At 69.0% G+C, this 16,264-nt stretch carries 17 protein-coding genes; 7 read left to right on the top strand and 10 right to left on the bottom strand.

Features of this window, described 5'->3' with window-relative positions:
• Positions 1–53 precede the first annotated feature (53 nt).
• The 5 genes from OG417_RS01855 to trxA all read left to right on the top strand — a co-directional run bounded on the left by OG417_RS01855 (position 54) and on the right by trxA (position 4,711).
• Positions 54–1,625, top strand: a complete 1,572-nt coding sequence (locus OG417_RS01855) for an AMP-binding protein (protein WP_329248751.1) — start codon at positions 54–56, stop codon at positions 1,623–1,625.
• A gap of 183 nt (positions 1,626–1,808) precedes the next feature.
• Positions 1,809–2,429 carry an RNA polymerase sigma factor SigM gene (gene sigM, locus OG417_RS01860; RefSeq protein ID WP_425551022.1) on the top strand — a complete coding sequence of 207 codons (621 nt, stop codon included), beginning with the start codon at positions 1,809–1,811 and terminating at the stop codon, positions 2,427–2,429.
• Positions 2,426–3,169: a zf-HC2 domain-containing protein gene (locus OG417_RS01865; RefSeq protein WP_329248757.1), complete on the top strand. Its 744-nt coding sequence runs from the start codon at positions 2,426–2,428 to the stop codon at positions 3,167–3,169. The genes sigM and OG417_RS01865 overlap by 4 nt, the downstream gene beginning before the upstream one ends.
• 175 nt (positions 3,170–3,344) lie before the next feature.
• Positions 3,345–4,349: a thioredoxin-disulfide reductase gene (gene trxB / locus OG417_RS01870; protein ID WP_329248761.1), complete on the top strand. Its 1,005-nt coding sequence runs from the start codon at positions 3,345–3,347 to the stop codon at positions 4,347–4,349.
• A gap of 41 nt (positions 4,350–4,390) precedes the next feature.
• Positions 4,391–4,711: a thioredoxin gene (gene trxA / locus OG417_RS01875; protein WP_329248764.1), complete on the top strand. Its 321-nt coding sequence runs from the start codon at positions 4,391–4,393 to the stop codon at positions 4,709–4,711.
• A gap of 298 nt (positions 4,712–5,009) precedes the next feature.
• Here trxA and OG417_RS01880 read toward each other — a convergent pair whose 3' ends face one another.
• On the bottom strand, positions 5,010–5,612 hold the full coding sequence (locus OG417_RS01880; RefSeq protein WP_425551021.1) for a GNAT family N-acetyltransferase: 603 nt from the start codon (positions 5,610–5,612) through the stop codon (positions 5,010–5,012).
• Between the two features lie 1,478 nt (positions 5,613–7,090).
• Positions 7,091–7,240: a hypothetical protein gene (locus tag OG417_RS01885; RefSeq protein WP_329248768.1), complete on the bottom strand. Its 150-nt coding sequence runs from the start codon at positions 7,238–7,240 to the stop codon at positions 7,091–7,093.
• Positions 7,241–8,719: 1,479 nt separating this feature from the next.
• On the opposite strand from OG417_RS01885, the gene OG417_RS01890 reads away from it, so the two are divergent.
• Positions 8,720–8,890, top strand: a complete 171-nt coding sequence (locus OG417_RS01890; RefSeq protein WP_329248770.1) for a 4-hydroxythreonine-4-phosphate dehydrogenase PdxA — start codon at positions 8,720–8,722, stop codon at positions 8,888–8,890.
• Between the two features lie 1,148 nt (positions 8,891–10,038).
• On the opposite strand, the gene OG417_RS01895 is transcribed toward OG417_RS01890, so the two are convergent.
• The 3 genes from OG417_RS01895 to rsmG all read right to left on the bottom strand — a co-directional run bounded on the left by OG417_RS01895 (position 10,039) and on the right by rsmG (position 12,895).
• Positions 10,039–11,001, bottom strand: a complete 963-nt coding sequence (locus OG417_RS01895; RefSeq protein ID WP_329248773.1) for a ParB/RepB/Spo0J family partition protein — start codon at positions 10,999–11,001, stop codon at positions 10,039–10,041.
• Between the two features lie 91 nt (positions 11,002–11,092).
• Positions 11,093–11,917, bottom strand: a complete 825-nt coding sequence (locus OG417_RS01900; RefSeq protein ID WP_425551020.1) for a ParA family protein — start codon at positions 11,915–11,917, stop codon at positions 11,093–11,095.
• Between the two features lie 270 nt (positions 11,918–12,187).
• A complete protein-coding gene (gene rsmG / locus OG417_RS01905) occupies positions 12,188–12,895 on the bottom strand; it encodes a 16S rRNA (guanine(527)-N(7))-methyltransferase RsmG (RefSeq protein WP_329262081.1) in 708 nt (235 codons plus the stop codon).
• A gap of 227 nt (positions 12,896–13,122) precedes the next feature.
• Here rsmG and OG417_RS01910 point away from each other — a divergent pair, with 227 nt between their 5' ends.
• Positions 13,123–13,455: a DUF6458 family protein gene (locus OG417_RS01910; protein ID WP_329248776.1), complete on the top strand. Its 333-nt coding sequence runs from the start codon at positions 13,123–13,125 to the stop codon at positions 13,453–13,455.
• Between the two features lie 76 nt (positions 13,456–13,531).
• Here the strand turns inward: OG417_RS01910 and OG417_RS01915 are convergent, their stop codons facing one another.
• From OG417_RS01915 to rpmH, 5 genes are read right to left on the bottom strand one after another with little or no spacing between them, the layout of a single operon-like run.
• Positions 13,532–14,032 carry a Jag family protein gene (locus tag OG417_RS01915; protein WP_329248779.1) on the bottom strand — a complete coding sequence of 167 codons (501 nt, stop codon included), beginning with the start codon at positions 14,030–14,032 and terminating at the stop codon, positions 13,532–13,534.
• Between the two features lie 43 nt (positions 14,033–14,075).
• Positions 14,076–15,140: a membrane protein insertase YidC gene (gene yidC / locus OG417_RS01920; RefSeq protein ID WP_329248782.1), complete on the bottom strand. Its 1,065-nt coding sequence runs from the start codon at positions 15,138–15,140 to the stop codon at positions 14,076–14,078.
• Between the two features lie 10 nt (positions 15,141–15,150).
• Positions 15,151–15,447 carry a membrane protein insertion efficiency factor YidD gene (gene yidD / locus OG417_RS01925; RefSeq protein ID WP_329248787.1) on the bottom strand — a complete coding sequence of 99 codons (297 nt, stop codon included), beginning with the start codon at positions 15,445–15,447 and terminating at the stop codon, positions 15,151–15,153.
• The gene (gene rnpA / locus OG417_RS01930; RefSeq protein ID WP_329248790.1) at positions 15,444–15,803 is read right to left on the bottom strand and encodes a ribonuclease P protein component; all 360 of its coding nucleotides are present in this window, start codon (positions 15,801–15,803) and stop codon (positions 15,444–15,446) included. The genes yidD and rnpA overlap by 4 nt, the downstream gene beginning before the upstream one ends.
• A 12-nt stretch (positions 15,804–15,815) precedes the next feature.
• Positions 15,816–15,953 carry a 50S ribosomal protein L34 gene (rpmH, locus tag OG417_RS01935; RefSeq protein WP_285577321.1) on the bottom strand — a complete coding sequence of 46 codons (138 nt, stop codon included), beginning with the start codon at positions 15,951–15,953 and terminating at the stop codon, positions 15,816–15,818.
• Positions 15,954–16,264: the final 311 nt, after the last annotated feature.

Consider the following 16,264-nt stretch of genomic DNA (forward strand, 5'->3'; position numbering starts at 1 on the left):
CGTAAGGGAGCCACGGCACATATGGGACGCGATTACCTGCGCCGGACGCCGCGTTGAGCACGTCCGTCATCGAACCCGGCACCCGCCTCGCCGGTCGTTACCGTCTGGACGACCGTGTCAGCGAAGCGGGTGGTTCCACGTTCTGGAAGGCGACAGACGAGATCCTCGCCCGCCCCGTCGCGGTGCTGACCTTCGCCCCGGGCTTCCCCCGGGTGCACGACGTGGTCACCGCCGCCCGTGCCGCCAGCCGGCTCACCGACCCCCGCCTCACCCAGGTGTTCGACGCGGACGACAGCGGCGAGAACGCCTACGTCGTCAGCGAGTGGGTCACCGGTGAGACGCTGGAGGACCTGCTCGCCGAGGGCCCGATGGAGCCCGGCCGCGCGGCCGCGTTCCTCATGGAGGCCGCCGAGGCGCTCGCGTCGGCGCATAGCGCGGGCCTGGCCCACCTGTGCATCACGCCGCACAACCTGGTCTGGACCAGCGGCGGCACCGTCAAGGTCACCGGCCTGGGCGTCGAGGCCGTGCTCGCCGGCTCCGTCTCCGACACGCCGGCCGCCGACGACACCCAGGGGCTCGGAGAGCTGCTGTACGCCTCGCTCACCGGGCACTGGTGCGGCGCCGAGGGCACCCAGCTGCCGACCGCGCCGAGCGGCCCGGACGGACGCCCGGCGCCGCCCTCCCAGGTCCGCCCCGGCGTGCCGCCCGACCTCGACGACATCGCCTGCCGGGCGCTGCACATCCCCGCACGAGCCGGTCAGGAGCCGCTGAGCGCCCCGTCGGAGTTCGTCTCCGCCCTGAGCCGGGTGCCGCGCTCCCCGCTGCCCTTCGTGCCGCTGGCGGGCTCCACGCCGCCCGGCGTGATCAACCGGCCCGACCAGCCGCGCTCGACGAGCACGACGACCTCGCCGGTCGACCCGCTCTCGCGCACCGTGCCCGACCCGCCGCAGGCCCGCACCCAGGCCACGCCCCGGCCGCAGCGGTCCGCACCGCCGCCGCGCCAGGCGCCGGCCCGGCACGGCTCGGGCGGCGGCTCGATCAGCAGACCTGTGCTCGCCGCGATCGTGGTCGGCGTCCTGATCCTCGTCGCGCTCGGCGGCTGGGGCCTGTCCCAGCTCGGCGGCGGTGACGACAACGGCACGAACCCGAAGGCCGGCACGAAGTCCAGCCCGGCCGCCAAGCCGACGGCCGAAAAGCTCACCGTCTCCAACGTCCTGGCCGACAACCGGTCGCCGCATGTCGACAGCGCGGCCAACAGCGACCGCGGCAAGGCCACCGACGGCAGCAAGTCGAGCTACTGGACCACCCAGCACTACGCCGGGGCCGATTTCGGCGGGTTGCGGTCCGGCGTCGGGCTGGTCCTCGACATGGGCAAGACCGTCACCGTCTCCGACGTCAAGGTGACGATGCCCCCCGCCGGCTCACCGGGCACCGTCGAGATGCACATCGGCGACTCCCCGGACCACAGCACGAAGCAGGTCGACAGCGGTGACGCGGTCGGCACCTTCACACTGAAGGGCAACCAGGCCAAGGGCCGTTATGTCACGCTCTGGTTCACCAAGCTGCCGAACATCGGCGAGTTCAAGGTGCGCGTACGCGACGTCGTCGTATACGGAACCGGCTGATTCCGTCACATCGGGCATGATCGAGCGCAGACGACTACCATCGTGTGCGTGCTGATGACCCCCCGAATGGCCGAGACCGCTCTACACGACCATTTTCACGCTGGCACGGGACGGCCTGGACAGGTCCGGCACACGCTCAGCGACGATGCCCTCGACGGAACGGGCTGACGGACTATGGCGATCATGCGCGGGGGACGCTCGGTCGAGGCTGCTCCGGACAAGGAGCTGCTGCGACGCCACGCCGACGGCGATCCGGACGCTTTCTCAGAACTCGTACAACGGCACCGCGACCGGATGTGGGCGGTGGCGCTGCGCACGCTCGGCGATCAGGAAGAGGCCGCGGACGCGCTGCAGGAGGCGTTCCTGTCGGCCTATCGCGCGGCGGGCCGGTTCCGCGGCGACGCGGCGGTGACGACCTGGCTGCACCGCATCGTCGTCAACGCCTGCCTCGACCGGCTGCGCCGGCGCTCGATCCGCCCGGTCGTCCCCATGGGCGACGACGCCACACTCGACTCGGTCGCCCCCAAGAACCCCGACCCGACGTCGGCGCACGAACTGTCGCTCGACGTCAGCGACGCACTCCAGCGCATACCCTTCGAGCAACGGGCGGCGCTCGTCCTCGTCGACATGATGGGGTACGCCGTCGATGACGCGGCCAAGGTCCTGGAGGTACCCCCGGGCACGATCAAGAGCCGGTGCGCGCGCGGCCGCGCGCGGCTCGCACCGCTTCTTGGTCACCTTCGGAACCAGGGCGCCGGCTCCGACGTCAGATCTGCGGAGGAAGGAGGTGGCAAACCCGCGTGACTGCCGCACACCTTGACTATGAAGCGCTGGCCGACTTCGCCGAGGGAATTCTCGACGACGCCACGGCCACATCCGCTGAGGCCCACCTGGCGGCCTGCGACGACTGCCGCCGACGCGCTGCCGAGGTGGCGGAGGTCTCCCGCGTTCTCGCGCGGGCGCCCGTACCCCCGATGCCCGCGCATCTCGTCGACCGGCTCGACGCGGCGCTGGCCGCCGAAGCGGCCTCGCACGCACCCGTGCACCGGCCTCACCGCCGGTTTCAGTACATCGCCGCGGCTGCCGCGGCGGTCGTGCTGGTAGGCGGGGGAGCCGCCGCCGTCCGTACCGCCGTGGACGACGGAGGCTCCAGCAACGCGACGAGCGCCCGGCCGCCGATCGCCGACCCTACGCACTCGGCACCGGGGCCTGCGGTCGCGCCGGCGGTTCCGTTCACCGTCGTCCATTCCGGCACGAAGTACACCTCCAAAGATCTGCGGTCGCAGGTCGTGCGCGTTCTCGCGAAGCCCGCCACCGGCGGCGCACACGCGTTGAGCGCGCCGGAGGCACTCGGCGCCTGCTTGGCCCGGGTGGGCGGCGGAAAGGTCCCGCTGCTGGTCGACTCGGCGACGTACGAAGGCCGGGCGGCCACCGTCATCGCGCTGCCCGGACAGGACGCCGGACACGCGGACGTGTGGGTCGTGGGCGATCGGTGTTCGGGCTCGAACACCGACGTACTGGCACATCGGTCGGTCGAGCGCTGACCGACCGCTTCACGGGCCGGTCCTTCCCCTCCCGGGGACGGGCCGGCCCTTTCTCATGCTTGTCGGTGCCGGTGACCGGTGCGGGAATCCAGGCCGCCTAGGATCGGTTTACTCGTACTGCGAAGCAAAGTGATCGACACGGGCTTCGACGACAGGATCGGAAAGAGGCGCGACTGTGAGCGACGTGCGTAATGTGATCATCATCGGGTCGGGGCCCGCGGGCTATACGGCCGCGATCTACGCCGCGCGTGGTGACCTCAAGCCCTTGGTCTTCGAAGGCGCCGTCACCGCCGGCGGGGCGCTGATGAACACCACCGAGGTGGAGAACTTCCCCGGCTTCCCCGACGGCATCCAGGGCCCGGAGCTCATGGACAACCTGCGCAAGCAGGCCGAGCGCTTCGGGGCCGAGCTGGTGGCCGACGATGTGACCGAGGTCGACCTGGCGGCGAACCCGAAGGTCGTCAAGGTGGACGGCGAGACCCATCTGGCCCGCGCGGTCATCATCGCGACCGGGTCGAGCTACCGCGAGCTCGGGCTGCCGAACGAGAAGCGGCTGTCCGGGCACGGTGTGTCCTGGTGTGCGACGTGTGACGGGTTCTTCTTCCGCGAGAAGGAGATCGCCGTGGTCGGCGGTGGCGACTCCGCGCTCGAAGAGGCCATCTTCCTGAGCCGCTTCGGCCGCTCGGTCACCGTCATCCACCGTCGCGACCAGCTGCGCGCCAGCAAGATCATGCAGGACCGCGCCTTCTCGAACGAGAAGATCAACTTCTTGTGGGACTCCGAGGTCGTCGACATCCTCGGCGACGACCGTGTCACGGCCGTACGGACCCGCAACGTCAAGACCGGCGAGGAGAGCACGCTCGACGTGTCGGGTGTGTTCATCGCCATCGGGCACGAGCCACGCACGGAGCTGTTCGCGGACCAGCTCGACCTCGATGAGGAGGGCTACCTCCGCGTCAACGCGCCGACGACCGAGACCAAGCTGCCCGGCGTGTTCGGGGCCGGTGATGTGGTCGACCATCGGTACCGTCAAGCCATCACCGCCGCCGGCACCGGCTCGGCGGCCGCGCTCGACGCCGAGCGCTGGCTGCAGGAGCAGGGCACCGCGGAGCTGACGGAGCAGTCACCGGCCGAGCTGCCGGAGCAGCCGCCGGCCGAGGTCAAGCCGCAGCGCGCGTGAGTTCCGCCCAGTCATACCTCAGCACGAGTTAGGAGATCCCCGTGGCAACCAAGGCTGTCACCGACGCCGACTTCGACGTCGAGGTCCTCAAGAGCGACAAGCCGGTGGTGGTGGACTTCTGGGCTGAGTGGTGCGGCCCGTGCCGCCAGGTGAGCCCGATCCTGGAAGAGATCGCCACCGAGCACGCCGACAAGCTCTCCGTCGTGAAGATCAACATCGACGAGAATCCCAAGGTGCCGGCGACCTACGGCATCATGCAGATCCCGACGCTCAACGTCTTCCAGGGCGGTGAGGTCGTCAAGCAGATCATCGGCGCGAAGCCGAAGGCCGCTCTTCTGAAGGACCTCGCCGACTTCATCTGAGCGCTGCCGCGCTTCCGCGGCCCTATCGGCTCCGGCTCCACGTCTCTGACGTGGGGCCGGAGCCGTTTTTACGCCTCTGACCTGGCAAAACTCGCGAGAGCTCCGCTGGCGGGAGAACGCCGGTGTCCTGGTGTGATCGGTTAGAGATGGGGCCTGAGGGGCCTGTGGGCCTTCTGAGACGGCAAAACGGCGTACGTACGGGGTGAGGGGGCGGGGCTGGTCGTACGGCGTCTGTTGATCTTGATTTTGGGCGGCGTGTCGTCTTGCTTTGCCGCTTGGCGGTAGTCGTCAGAGGGTCTCAGACGGGGCGGAGGGCGCCTTCGGGGGACATGGACCCGAGGAGTCGTTCGAGGGCGACCTCGACGTCCTCACGCCAGGAGACGGCGGATTTGAGCTCGAGCCGGAGGCGGGGGTAGCGGTGGTGCGGCCGTACGGTCTTGAAGCCGACGGCGAGCATGTACTCCGCGGGCAGGACGCAGCCGGGCTTCTCCCACTTGAGATCCCCGAACGCCTCGATGGCCCGTACGCCGCGGCGGGTCAGATCCTTGGCGACGCCCTGGACGAGCATGCGCCCGAGCCCACCGCCCTGGAACTCGGGAAGGATGTGAGCGGTCATCATGAGCGCCGCGTCGGCGCTGACCGGACTGGTCGGAAACGCGACCGAACGCGGAACGTAGAGCGGCGGCGCGTACATCACGAATCCGGCCGGCACCCCGTCGACGTAGACGAGCTTGCCGCAGCTTCCCCACTCGAGGAGCGTGGAGGAGATCCAGGCTTCCTTTTCGAGGGCGGGATCCCCGGTGTCCTCGGCGCGCTGCATGCTGACCGGGTCGAGCTCCCAGAACACGCACTTGCGACAGCGGGTCGGCAGATCCTCGACGTTGTCGAGCGTGATATTCACCAGACGACGCGACACCGGCCAGGCCCCCTTCTTGGGCGGAGCGCCTTCATCACCAGGACCTATTCCCGCTACAGGAAGATCTTAGAGCTACTTCTCGAACTCTGTTATCACCAGAGCACAACCCTCAGGCCGCGCATACGCGGAACAGTCCCGGCTCTGACTCCGAGATTAGCCCGGCAACGGGCACGACGACCCGGCTCTCCGAGGACGAACGCGGACGTCTACGTCAGACGCTCGATGACGCCCGGGATACCCGAGGGCTCTGAGGCGGAGCAGGCCCGGACGTTTGTGGAGTGGGCCGAACCGGCCACGGACCGGATTTCGGCATGCGGCGCGGATGGCCGAGGGCCAGGCGGCCGAACAGGCAATGCCGTGGGCCTGCCGGGTGCGTACGGCGCAACGCCGGGGCACCAGTCCATGACCTCGCCGCAGTCGTCCGTGAACGACCCGGTCCCGCCCCCGCAAGGGCATCGACCCGGCCTCGCGCCAAGCGGATCCGATCGTTGCGGCACTGGTGGCTCACCGTGCCCCCGCCCCCACGACAGCGCGGGATCCGAAACACTGGTGCGGTGGGTACGGAGGGCTGGGCAGCGGGGGGTCGCATGCCCGCCGGCGGGATGTGACGCCGCGTGCTTCCGAGGCTCTCACCGGCTGGGCCTTCGACGCCCTGGAGGCCGCCGGGCCGGAGCGTCTGGTCAGCGGAGCTGATGAGGTCTCCCGGTCCGTCGGCAGTGGATGACGAGCCGGTCCGACAGGGCACGGACCTAACGCTCGGCACGCAGAGGGGCCCGCACGTACCGGCCTCCCGGCATGCCAACGACCGCGCGGGCAGGCATTCGTTCCTGCCACCACATGCCTGGCGGGCCAGCGGTGGAGCCCCTGGCGTGGTTGCGACGGACCACCTTCTGGTGCGCTCCGCTGGTCTCCGTGCCTCGCTTGTGGATTCGAGTGCCACCCAGGGCACTGGGCCCAGGCGCTGATCGACGGGTGAGTCACTGAGCCACCGGTGCTCGCTCTCCCCCGCACGTATGAGGACGGCCTGCTGTACTCGCCGAGGGGAAGTCCCGCTCTGGAAGGCTGGCAAATCTTTGTCGGCGGCGATCGACCACCTGGGTTTCACGTGAAACGGGCTACTGACCGAAGGTCTGGTGGCCGACCGAGCCGTGCAATACGCGCTGCGCGCACTCGGCCACGGGGTTGGTTGGTGGTTAGCCGATAAGAGTCTTTGGGCCTACGAACGGGCCCTGTTCCCGGAGCCCGCACCCCAGGGCCTGTACGGCGTTCCGGCATACCCTGGCCCGATTCCTACTGCGGGGTGGCCGAGCCGCTGATGCCACTGGCCCTCTCCGCGGCGGCCACCGAACGCGCCCGGCTGGGCACCAGCGTCTTGGTGGCACCACTGCGCGGACCGTTCAGCACCGGCCGGGTGATCGCGGGCGTCCGCCCCTTGAAGGAGCCCGGTCAAGTGATGGAGAAGGTCATCGAGCTCTGCCGTCGACGCCGGTGGCCACCGGCCCGTCGGCGTGGTCGATGAGCCGGCGCTGCACACGCTTGCCGCTTGCGGCCAGGAGGATCGGAATCGGCCGGGCGGGTTTGGGTCCGACCACGGCGGGAGCGATCCGGGTCATCCCGCCGTCGTAGTCACCGGGCCCGAGCTCCGTCGAACAGGCCACCCCCAATGGCACGAACTACGGGAACTGGCAGCCGAACGCGAGAAGAACTCCGAGCGCGGCGAAGTGAGCCCTCTTCGCCGTCGCGGGGATCTTCAAGGCCCATGCCGCTCATCATTGCGGCGCATCCAGCGGTGCGAGCAGACGGCGGGCATGGAACACCAGCCGGCCGTTAGTGGCCGGGTCAGGCTGGGCCGGACGTTCTTTCTCGCGACATCAAGGCACCCACACCTGGCATCCACCAAAAGGCACCTATGCCGGCTTCCCCAGCGTCGACAGCGGCGCGGGCCGGTGTTCATCTCCGGCGCCAGAGCAGGGTCGTCCTCTCTCCTGAGGCGCAGGGACTACTTCTTGTACGCGGTCGCGGGCCGGTGCTTCAACTGACTAACCCACTCATGCGGGCGCTGCCGGGCTGGAACTCGCCAACCCTGCGCGTGACGCACGGTGAACTCCCGAATGATGAGCCGAAGCTCTGTTGCCCCGGGGCGCGAAGCCCATCTCTTTCGTAGGCCGCGTTCATGCGCCGTTTCACGTGAAACCCGTCGAGCAGACAGTCCTTCGCCAACTCCGCACCAGGGACCGACCTACGACGTGGGTGGCGCGGGACAACAGGTCGCCATAAAAGGAGTTCAGCATTCAGAGGAGCACGCGATTCTCCACCGGACGGATGGCGTCCTGCTTCCCTGGACACGCCGGGAGGCAGACGTCCCCTGCCGGGCACCACCCCCATCGAACCGGAGCAGCCTCGCCGATCGTGCGCTGAATGCGACGCGGCCCGCCTAGCGGTGGCCCCGGTGTCGGCGCTGACGGCCAGCATCGCGGAGGTGTTGCAGGCGGTCGACGGCGCCGGCATCGTGCATCGGCGTCCGCCGTCTCACATAAACAGCGATCGCAGGCTATGGCGTAGCGACCGTAGAAGGAATCTGGCGGGGGCACCGGAGCGGCACCGCATCGGACGGCGCACTGGGCGGTAGGTGCGGACTCTTGGGTCGAGCTGACGCTTCCTCCATCGCGTACGGCCGCTGCACCCGTTCGCTGCGCCGATCGAGCAATCCCCCGCCGGCGTCTTGGAAGTCAACCCGCCATCTAACCGCCGAGAACCAGAAACCCCTCGCGTCGCGCCGACGGCGGGCTGAAGGAGAGCCCTCGAGGTCTGGGCCGAGCCGCGAACTGTCGATGGCCTGCCATGAGCGCGCCCGTTTCACGTGAAACACGGACCGAAGAAGGTGGCTACCGATGGGGCGTAGGAACGAGGCCCGCGCAGCGGCCGACCGCGTACGGGCTCGCAATGAATGTCCGCGCGGGCTCAAGGCGCGTAATCGTGCAGCCAGAAGGTGGGCGCTCGTCATGCTCGAGGGGTGCTGCGGGACTCAGGGCTCGCGTCGCCCGGAGGCCGGCACAGATGCCTTTTGGTGGATGCCAGGTGTGGGTGCCTTGATGTCGCGAGAAGGAACGTCCAGCATCGGCATCGCCGCGCTGAGCCCTCACGCCGGGGAGAGCGGCATGTTCGGCCAGCGCGAGATCGATGAGATCGTCCCTAGCGTCGGGGCCGCCCGCGCCGCCGGGGTCGACGCGCGGGGGTCGTTCCCCGCCGACACCATCTCATGACGGGCCGCGACGGCCACTTCGACGGCATAGTGACGATGTCGCGGTGAAGCTCATGCGCCGCGAGGGCCGTTCTCGTGGCAGTCGAACGCGACCGTATCGCTCCGACAGCGTCGAGCCTGATGCTTCAGCCGACGCCTAACGCCCGACTGCGGCACGTCTCCGTGCGGCACGACTGGCGGGCGGCGGCGCGGCGCGCGCAGGCCGCCCGCGCGCCGACGTGCCCGCGGCGATACGCGGCGGCGGCTCGGCGCCACGAGCGTCCAGACGATGGCGTCGACCACCGCGCGGCACTCGAACCAGCCGGAGCGAGAAGACAGCCAGGCGCACCGCGAACAAGCGCCGGCCGCCCGCTAGGACGACAGTCGGCTTTCCACCGTGACCGGTGGGCTCCCTCCGGCGCATGCGGTCCGGGACCGACACTCCCGATGCGGCTCCAGCCCACCCGGCGTGCAGCGGGGCGCGTACGCCAAACGGGCGGAGAGTTGAGCGCAGATACGCACACTCAGGTCGAGGCGATCGTCCCTTCCGAAGCCGCATCGCAGGCTTCGTCCAGCGGCTGACGGACACTGGCCAGCGCGCCGGATGGCCCTGCACGGACAACGCCGCCTCTGACGCCACCCCGCCGCGGGCTGGGAACGCAACGCCGTACCGGTGAGGCTCGGAGGATGGATGGTCCGCAAGGTCCGGTGGGTCGCCGCTCCACGTGAAACAGCGATGGCCGGCTAAGGCGCAGCCTTCCGCAGAGGTCTGGAGAGCCATCTACGCAAAGTCGCATCGGACGGTGCGAGGGGCCGAGCAGCATGCGCCCTCCAGCCGACACGACCCCCTGGTCGCCGTCTTCCTCGCTCGGCGTTTCACGTGAAACGGGGAGTAGCCGCATGGAGGGGCTCCGACGATTCGCGGCCTGGACTTCGGCAGTTCGCCGTTGGCGCCGGGCGAGGGGTTTCGGGCTCTCGACGGTCAGGCGGTGAATCGTCTTCCGAGACGCTGAGAGGAGTCGGCTCGATAGATGGAAGACCGGTCGCGCGGCGCTGGCTGCGGGCCGGCCATCGGCGGTCCATGACGGCAAGGGCGCGCGGCAGATACTCAAGCCCGCCAGCCGAGACGGCTACCCAGGCGTCGGCTCGACGGACGAGCCACCAGGTGTCCTACTGCGGGTCGGGGCCCGGCCGGGATCCGGGGCTCATCGCGTCGATGATGCGTTCCAGGTCCTCAAGGGACGCGAACTCGACGACGATCTTTCCCTTGCGGTGGCCGAGGTCGACCCTGACCTTGGTCTCGTAACGTTCCGAGAGCTCGGCGGCCAGTTCCTGGATGCGGGGGTTCACCGGCTTGTTCCCCGACTTCCGGCGCGCCGCCTTCTTCGTGTCGCCGGCCTCCCCCAGCGCGATCAGTTCCTCTACCGCGCGCACGGACAGGCCTTCCGCCACGATGCGGGTCGCCAGCCGCTCCTGCATCTCCGCGCTGTCGAGACCCAAGAGCGCCCTCGCGTGGCCCGCGCTCAGCACGCCGGCCGCGACCCGCAGCTGGACCGCCGACGGCAGGTTCAGCAGACGGAGCGTGTTGGTGATGTGCGGCCGGGAGCGGCCGATGCGGGCCGCCAGTTCTTCGTGCGTCGCGCCGAAGTCGTCCAGCAGCTGCTGGTACGCCGCCGCCTCCTCCAGGGCGTTCAGCTGCTGCCGGTGGAGGTTCTCCATGAGCGCGTCGCGCAGCAGGTCGTCGTCGGTCGTGTCCCGTACGATCGCCGGGATCGTGTCGACGCCGGCGAGTTTCGACGCCCGCAGGCGCCGCTCGCCCATGATGAGCTCGTACTCACCCGAGCTCAGCTCGCGGACCACGATCGGCTGTAGCAGGCCCACGATGCTGATCGACGCCGCGAGCTCCTCCAGCGCCTCTTCGTCGAACGTCTTCCGTGGCTGGCGTGGGTTCGGAGTGATCTTCTCGATGGGGAGTTCGGCGAAGTGCGCACCCGCGACGAGGACCGGCTCCTGCGCCTCGCCGTCGCCGGACGGCGGTGCCGGGCGGGTGGCCTCCTGGTCCGCGGACGGCGCGGGCGCCGTCGGGATCAGTGCGCCCAGGCCCTTGCCCAGCCCGCGTCGTTGCTGACTCACTTCGGTCCCTCCATGCCCCCAGCGCCGGGCGACCGCCCTGGCTCACTGACACCGCGAAGGTCAAGCGTACGGGCGGACCGGCGCCGCGTCCTCATTTGCTGTCTTCCGCCCCGCGGTAGGCCATCTCCCGTGCCGCCTCCGTGTACGCGAGCGCACCGCTGGATCCCGGGTCGTACGTCAGGACCGACTCGCCGTAGCTGGGAGCCTCCGACACCCGGACGCTGCGGGGGATCACCGTACCGAGGACGAGATCGCCGAAGTGGCTGCGGACCTCGTCCGCCACCTGGGCCGCCAACCGCGTACGCGCGTCGTACATGGTGAGCAGGATCGTGGAGACCGCGAGGTTCGGGTTCAGGTGCTGCTTGACCAGATCGACGGTGTGGAGCAGCTGGCTCAGGCCTTCGAGCGCGTAGTACTCGGTCTGGATCGGGATCAGTAGTTCGTTCCCGCCCGTGAGCGCGTTGACCGTGAGCAGCCCGAGCGAGGGCGGGCAGTCGATGAGCACATAGTCGAGGTTGCTCAGGTCGTACGACTCGAGCGCCTTCCGCAGCCGCGACTCGCGGGCCACCATCGGAACGAGGTCGACCTCGGCGCCCGCCAGGTGCAGGGTCGCCGGAGCGCAGTAGAGGTTGGGCAGACCCTCCGCCGGCACGACGATGTCCTCGAACGCCCCACCTTCGAGGATCACGTGGTAGACCGACGGGATGTCGCTGTGGTGCTCGACGCCGAGAGCCGTGGAGGCGTTGCCCTGCGGGTCCAGGTCGACCACGAGCACACGGTTGTTGTGCATCGCCAGTGCCGCGGCCAGGTTGACCGCACTCGTCGTCTTGCCGACGCCGCCCTTCTGGTTGGCGATCGTGATGACGCGGCACCGCGGGGGACGGGGCCACTCCTTCTCACCACGCTTCGCCTGCACCCGTAGCGCCGCGGCTGCCGCCTGAGCGATCGGCTGGCTCGTTTCACGTGAAACTTCGGCCGCTTTGAGCGCCTCGCTTACCAACTTCGACTCCCCGTGTGCCGGATCACGCTGCGACGTCTCTTTGACAGGATCAGGAGCGGGCGGCGGCGGACTCTCCGAACTCTCCGAAGGACCCTGCGACGGCCATCCGAGCCCCGTCGCATCGTCCGAAGGCGCCCGCGTGGCTCGGTCCGGCCAGCCCAGTCCCTCTGCCGTGGTCAAGGACCGTCACCTCTTCCGTCCATGCGCTCCACCGCGCCGACGCCCGCCTCGACGGGAACCAGGCCGCCCCTTCGGCGGCTGCGGGACCCTCCCCGCGACCGCGCGAACTACCGTCGTCGGCGGCTCGACCTTACCGTGACCGACGTGGAGTACCTCTGCCACGCGGACCCCGAATTTCTCCAGAACGGGTCGTGCTTCGTCGAGTTCCGCCGCCGCGCGCTCACCTTTCAACGCGAGAAGCTCGCCTTCCGGCCTGAGCAACGGCAGTGCCCACCCGGCGAGTCGCTCAAGGGGAGCGACGGCCCGGGCCGTGACGACGTCCACGGCGTACTCACCGGCGACCTCCTCGGCACGCGCCCGGCGTACGGTGACGTGAGGGAGCGACAGGAGATCAACGCATTCCTGAAGAAAGACAGTACGCCGCAAAAGCGGCTCCAGGAGCGTTACCGACAGATCCGGGCGCATGATCGCGAGAACGATGCCCGGCAGGCCGGCGCCCGAGCCCACATCAATGACATTCGCCGACTCGGGCACCAGTTCGGTCAGCACGGCACAGTTGAGCACATGCCGGTCCCAGAGACGCTCGACCTCGCGAGGTCCGATGAGACCGCGCTCGACGCCGGGACCGGCCAGGAAGGCGGTGTACCGCTCGGCGAGGGGAAGCGCGTCACCGAAGATCTCGCGGGCGGCCGACGGCGCAGGAAGTGAAGGCATAGTCACAGGCTCTGGAAGCGACTCGGGAACGGTTGGGGATTCCCACCGACATCGAATGCTTCCACACGTGAGCGACCTCGCGAACGCCGACCCGGCAACGCCTCCGATTCGACGCCTCCCACCAGGGCGGATGTCCGTCATACGGAACGAAGACGCCGCGACACGCATATCCCCCGAGCCAGGGGTATCCCTCCGATGGATGTTCCGTCGAAGGAGAGGTAGCAACCATGGGTATCGGCTCAGCGTTGGTGTTGATCGCACTGGGTGCGATCCTCGCGTTCGCGACCCATTTCCACGTCAGCGGGATCGACGTCCAGATGATCGGCTGGATTCTCATCTTCGTAGGCATCGCGATGTTGGTCATCACGCTCGCCTACACGAGGCCGCGCGCCCGGCGCCGCGCCGCCGTGGTGCAGGACGTCGACGTCATCGACGGCGAACCTCAGCCCGGGGCGTACATGAGGGGGACCACAGACGAGCCGACCGTGGTCGAGCCGGTCGACCCCGCGGGTCACTCCCAGGTACGCCGCACCGTCCACGAACGCCGGGACGTCCGGTGACACCCACGAAGACCACAAAAAGACGGTCCCGTCACAGGTGACTGTGACGGGACCGTCGATGGCCGAAGGGTGCCGGCTACTCCACGTGGACCACGACGTAGCGGCTGGGCTCCTCGCCCTCTGACTCGCTGCGCAGCCCGGCCGCGGCGACGGCGTCGTGCACGACCTTGCGCTCGAACGGGGTCATCGGCGCCAGCGGCTTGGGCTCGCCGGTGCGCTTGACCTCCTCGGCCGCCTCGCGGCCCAGCTTGGTCAGCTCCGCGCGGCGCCGCTCGCGGAAGCCGCTCACGTCGAGCATCAGCCGGCTGCGTTCGCCCGTACGGCGGTGGACCGCCAGGCGGGTGAGCTCCTGCAGGGCCTCGAGCACCTCGCCGTTCTTGCCGACGAGCTCATCGAGGGTGGCGCCGACGACGGAGACCATCGCGCGCTCGCCCTCGACGTCCATGTCGATGTCGCCGTCGAGGTCCGCGATGTCCAGCAGGCCCTCGATGTAGTCGGCCGCGATCTCACCCTCTTGCTCCAGCGCCTGGACGTCGACCGTCCTGGGCTCGGTGGTCTCGGCTTCGGCTTGGCTCACACCGGGCTCCTCGTGGGTACTCGGACTGGACTGAGAAGTCACGCTACCGCTTCCTCTTGCTGCGGGACTGCCGTGTCGGCTGCTGTCGCGCGACCTTCGGCACCGGAGGGGTGTCCTCCGGCTCCGGTTCGGCGTCCGCCTTCTTTCTGGTCTTGCCGCCGGCCACGGAGCTGCCGGCCCGCACGCTCGCCTTCGCACCGGTCTTGGTCGCGCCCGCCTTGGCGGCACCCGCCTTCGCCGTACCCGCCTTGGCCGTGCCGGTACGCGAGGCACCCGTCTTGGAGGTACCCGTCTTGGCCGTGCCCGCCTTGCCGTCGGCCGTGGTCTGCCCCTGCGCCGTGGACATCGGGTACTTCTTGTAGACGTAGTGCGACTGGGCCAGGGTCCAGGAGTTGGTGGTCACCCAGTAGATCAGCACACCGAGCGGCAGCGTGAGGCCGAAGAGGCCGAACAGCGGCGAGAGGTACACCAGGAACTTCTGCGACTGCATCATCGGGTTGTCGGCCGTCATCGTCTGCATCGAACGGCCGACGCTCGACCTCATCGTGAAGAACGTCGTGGTGGAGCTGATCAGCACCGCCAGCAGCGTCACGATCATCGCGCCGACGTGCTTGTCGTGGAACGACTCGACGAACGTCGTGGGGATGGAGGCGCTGAAGATGTGCGCGTGCTGGGCGCTCTGGATCAGGTCGGCCGACATGCCGTACTTCGACTGGCCCGGCTTGGTGGTCGAGATGGCCCGCAGCACGTTGTACAGCGAGATGAAGATCGGGAACTGCACGACCAGCGGCAGACACCCGGAGAGCGGGTTGGCGCCCGCCTCCTGGTAGAGCTTCATCATCTCCTGGTTGAGACGCTGCTTGTCCTTCTTGTACTTCTTGCGCAGCGCCTGAACCTGGGGGTTCAACTCCTGCATCTTCCGCGACGCGTGAATCTGCTTCACGAACAGCGGGAAGATGATGAGCCGCATGAGGACGGTCAGGAGGAAGATCGACAGACCCCACGCCCAGCCGCTGTCCGCGGGGAAGATCAAGCTGAGGCCGGCGTGGATCTGGACGATGACCCACGCGACCGCCTCGAACAGCGGATCGAGGAAGCTGAAACTCACCGACTGGCTCCTAGTGCTCTCCGATTGCGGTGCCGCTCTGCCGCGGCGTGAGGTCAGGGGGTGCCTCGTCCTTGCGCGGCGGCACGGGGTCGTACCCACCGGGGTTGAACGGGTGGCAGCGGGCGATGCGGCGTACGGCCAGCCAGCCTCCACGCAGCGCGCCGTGCCGCCGCAACGCGACGAGTGCGTACGTACTGCAGCTGGGCTGGAAGCGACAGACGGGCCCGAAGAGGGGGCTGATGAATCGACGGTAGAAGACGATCGGCAGCATCAATGCCCGGGCGACGGGCGTCGGCTTCCCTGTCATCTCCGCCTCTTGACCTCTCGCCGAAGGAGCCGGTCGAGTGCCGCGTCGACATCCGCGGCGAGTTCGTCGTTTCGTGCGGTCGCCGCCTTCGGATTGGCGCGCACCACAAGCAGGCTACCCGCTGGCAGCCGGTAGAGGCGCTCACGCACGATATGCCGGAGTCTGCGGCGAACCTTGTTGCGGGTCACCGCGTCACCGACCGGCCGACCGACGGTGAAACCGACTCGTACCGGCTCGTCGGCGTCGTCGCGATGCTGCAGATGCAGGACCAGACGCGGCCGTCCGGCACGATCACCGCGCCGGACGGCCGAAGTGAACTCTTCTCGCCGCCGCATCCGGTTTCCGGACGGCAGCATGACTGCCGCTGGTCAGACCGCGACGCGGGCGCGCCCCTTGCGACGGCGCGAGGAAAGGATCGCGCGCCCCGCCCGGGTGCGCATGCGGAGCCGGAAGCCGTGCTTCTTGTGCCGGCGACGGTTGTTCGGCTGGTAAGTACGCTTGCTCACTCGAGACTCCAGAGGGGTGCTGCGGTCAACGTTGGTATAGGTCGCATCACGGGCGCATAGACCCCGCCTGCGGGAGTCGGCGACCTGCGGGCGTGCAGCACCGCCGTCGATGCGACTCGACCGTCGTACGTTACGGTCTGACCTGCCTCCCGGTCAAACCGGCGGGAGTTATCCACCGCCTTCCCCCGCCCCGTGCACAACTTGTGGACAACCCTGTGGATGACGCATGAGAGAGTGGTCCACTGCAGGTGCACGCGGTACGCCGGGGAAGTGACGTGTCGCCGCACACCTGGCGAGGGAGGGGAGAACAA

This window comes from Actinoallomurus sp. NBC_01490, from assembly GCF_036227085.1.
In the GTDB taxonomy this organism is placed as follows: domain Bacteria; phylum Actinomycetota; class Actinomycetes; order Streptosporangiales; family Streptosporangiaceae; genus Actinoallomurus; species Actinoallomurus oryzae.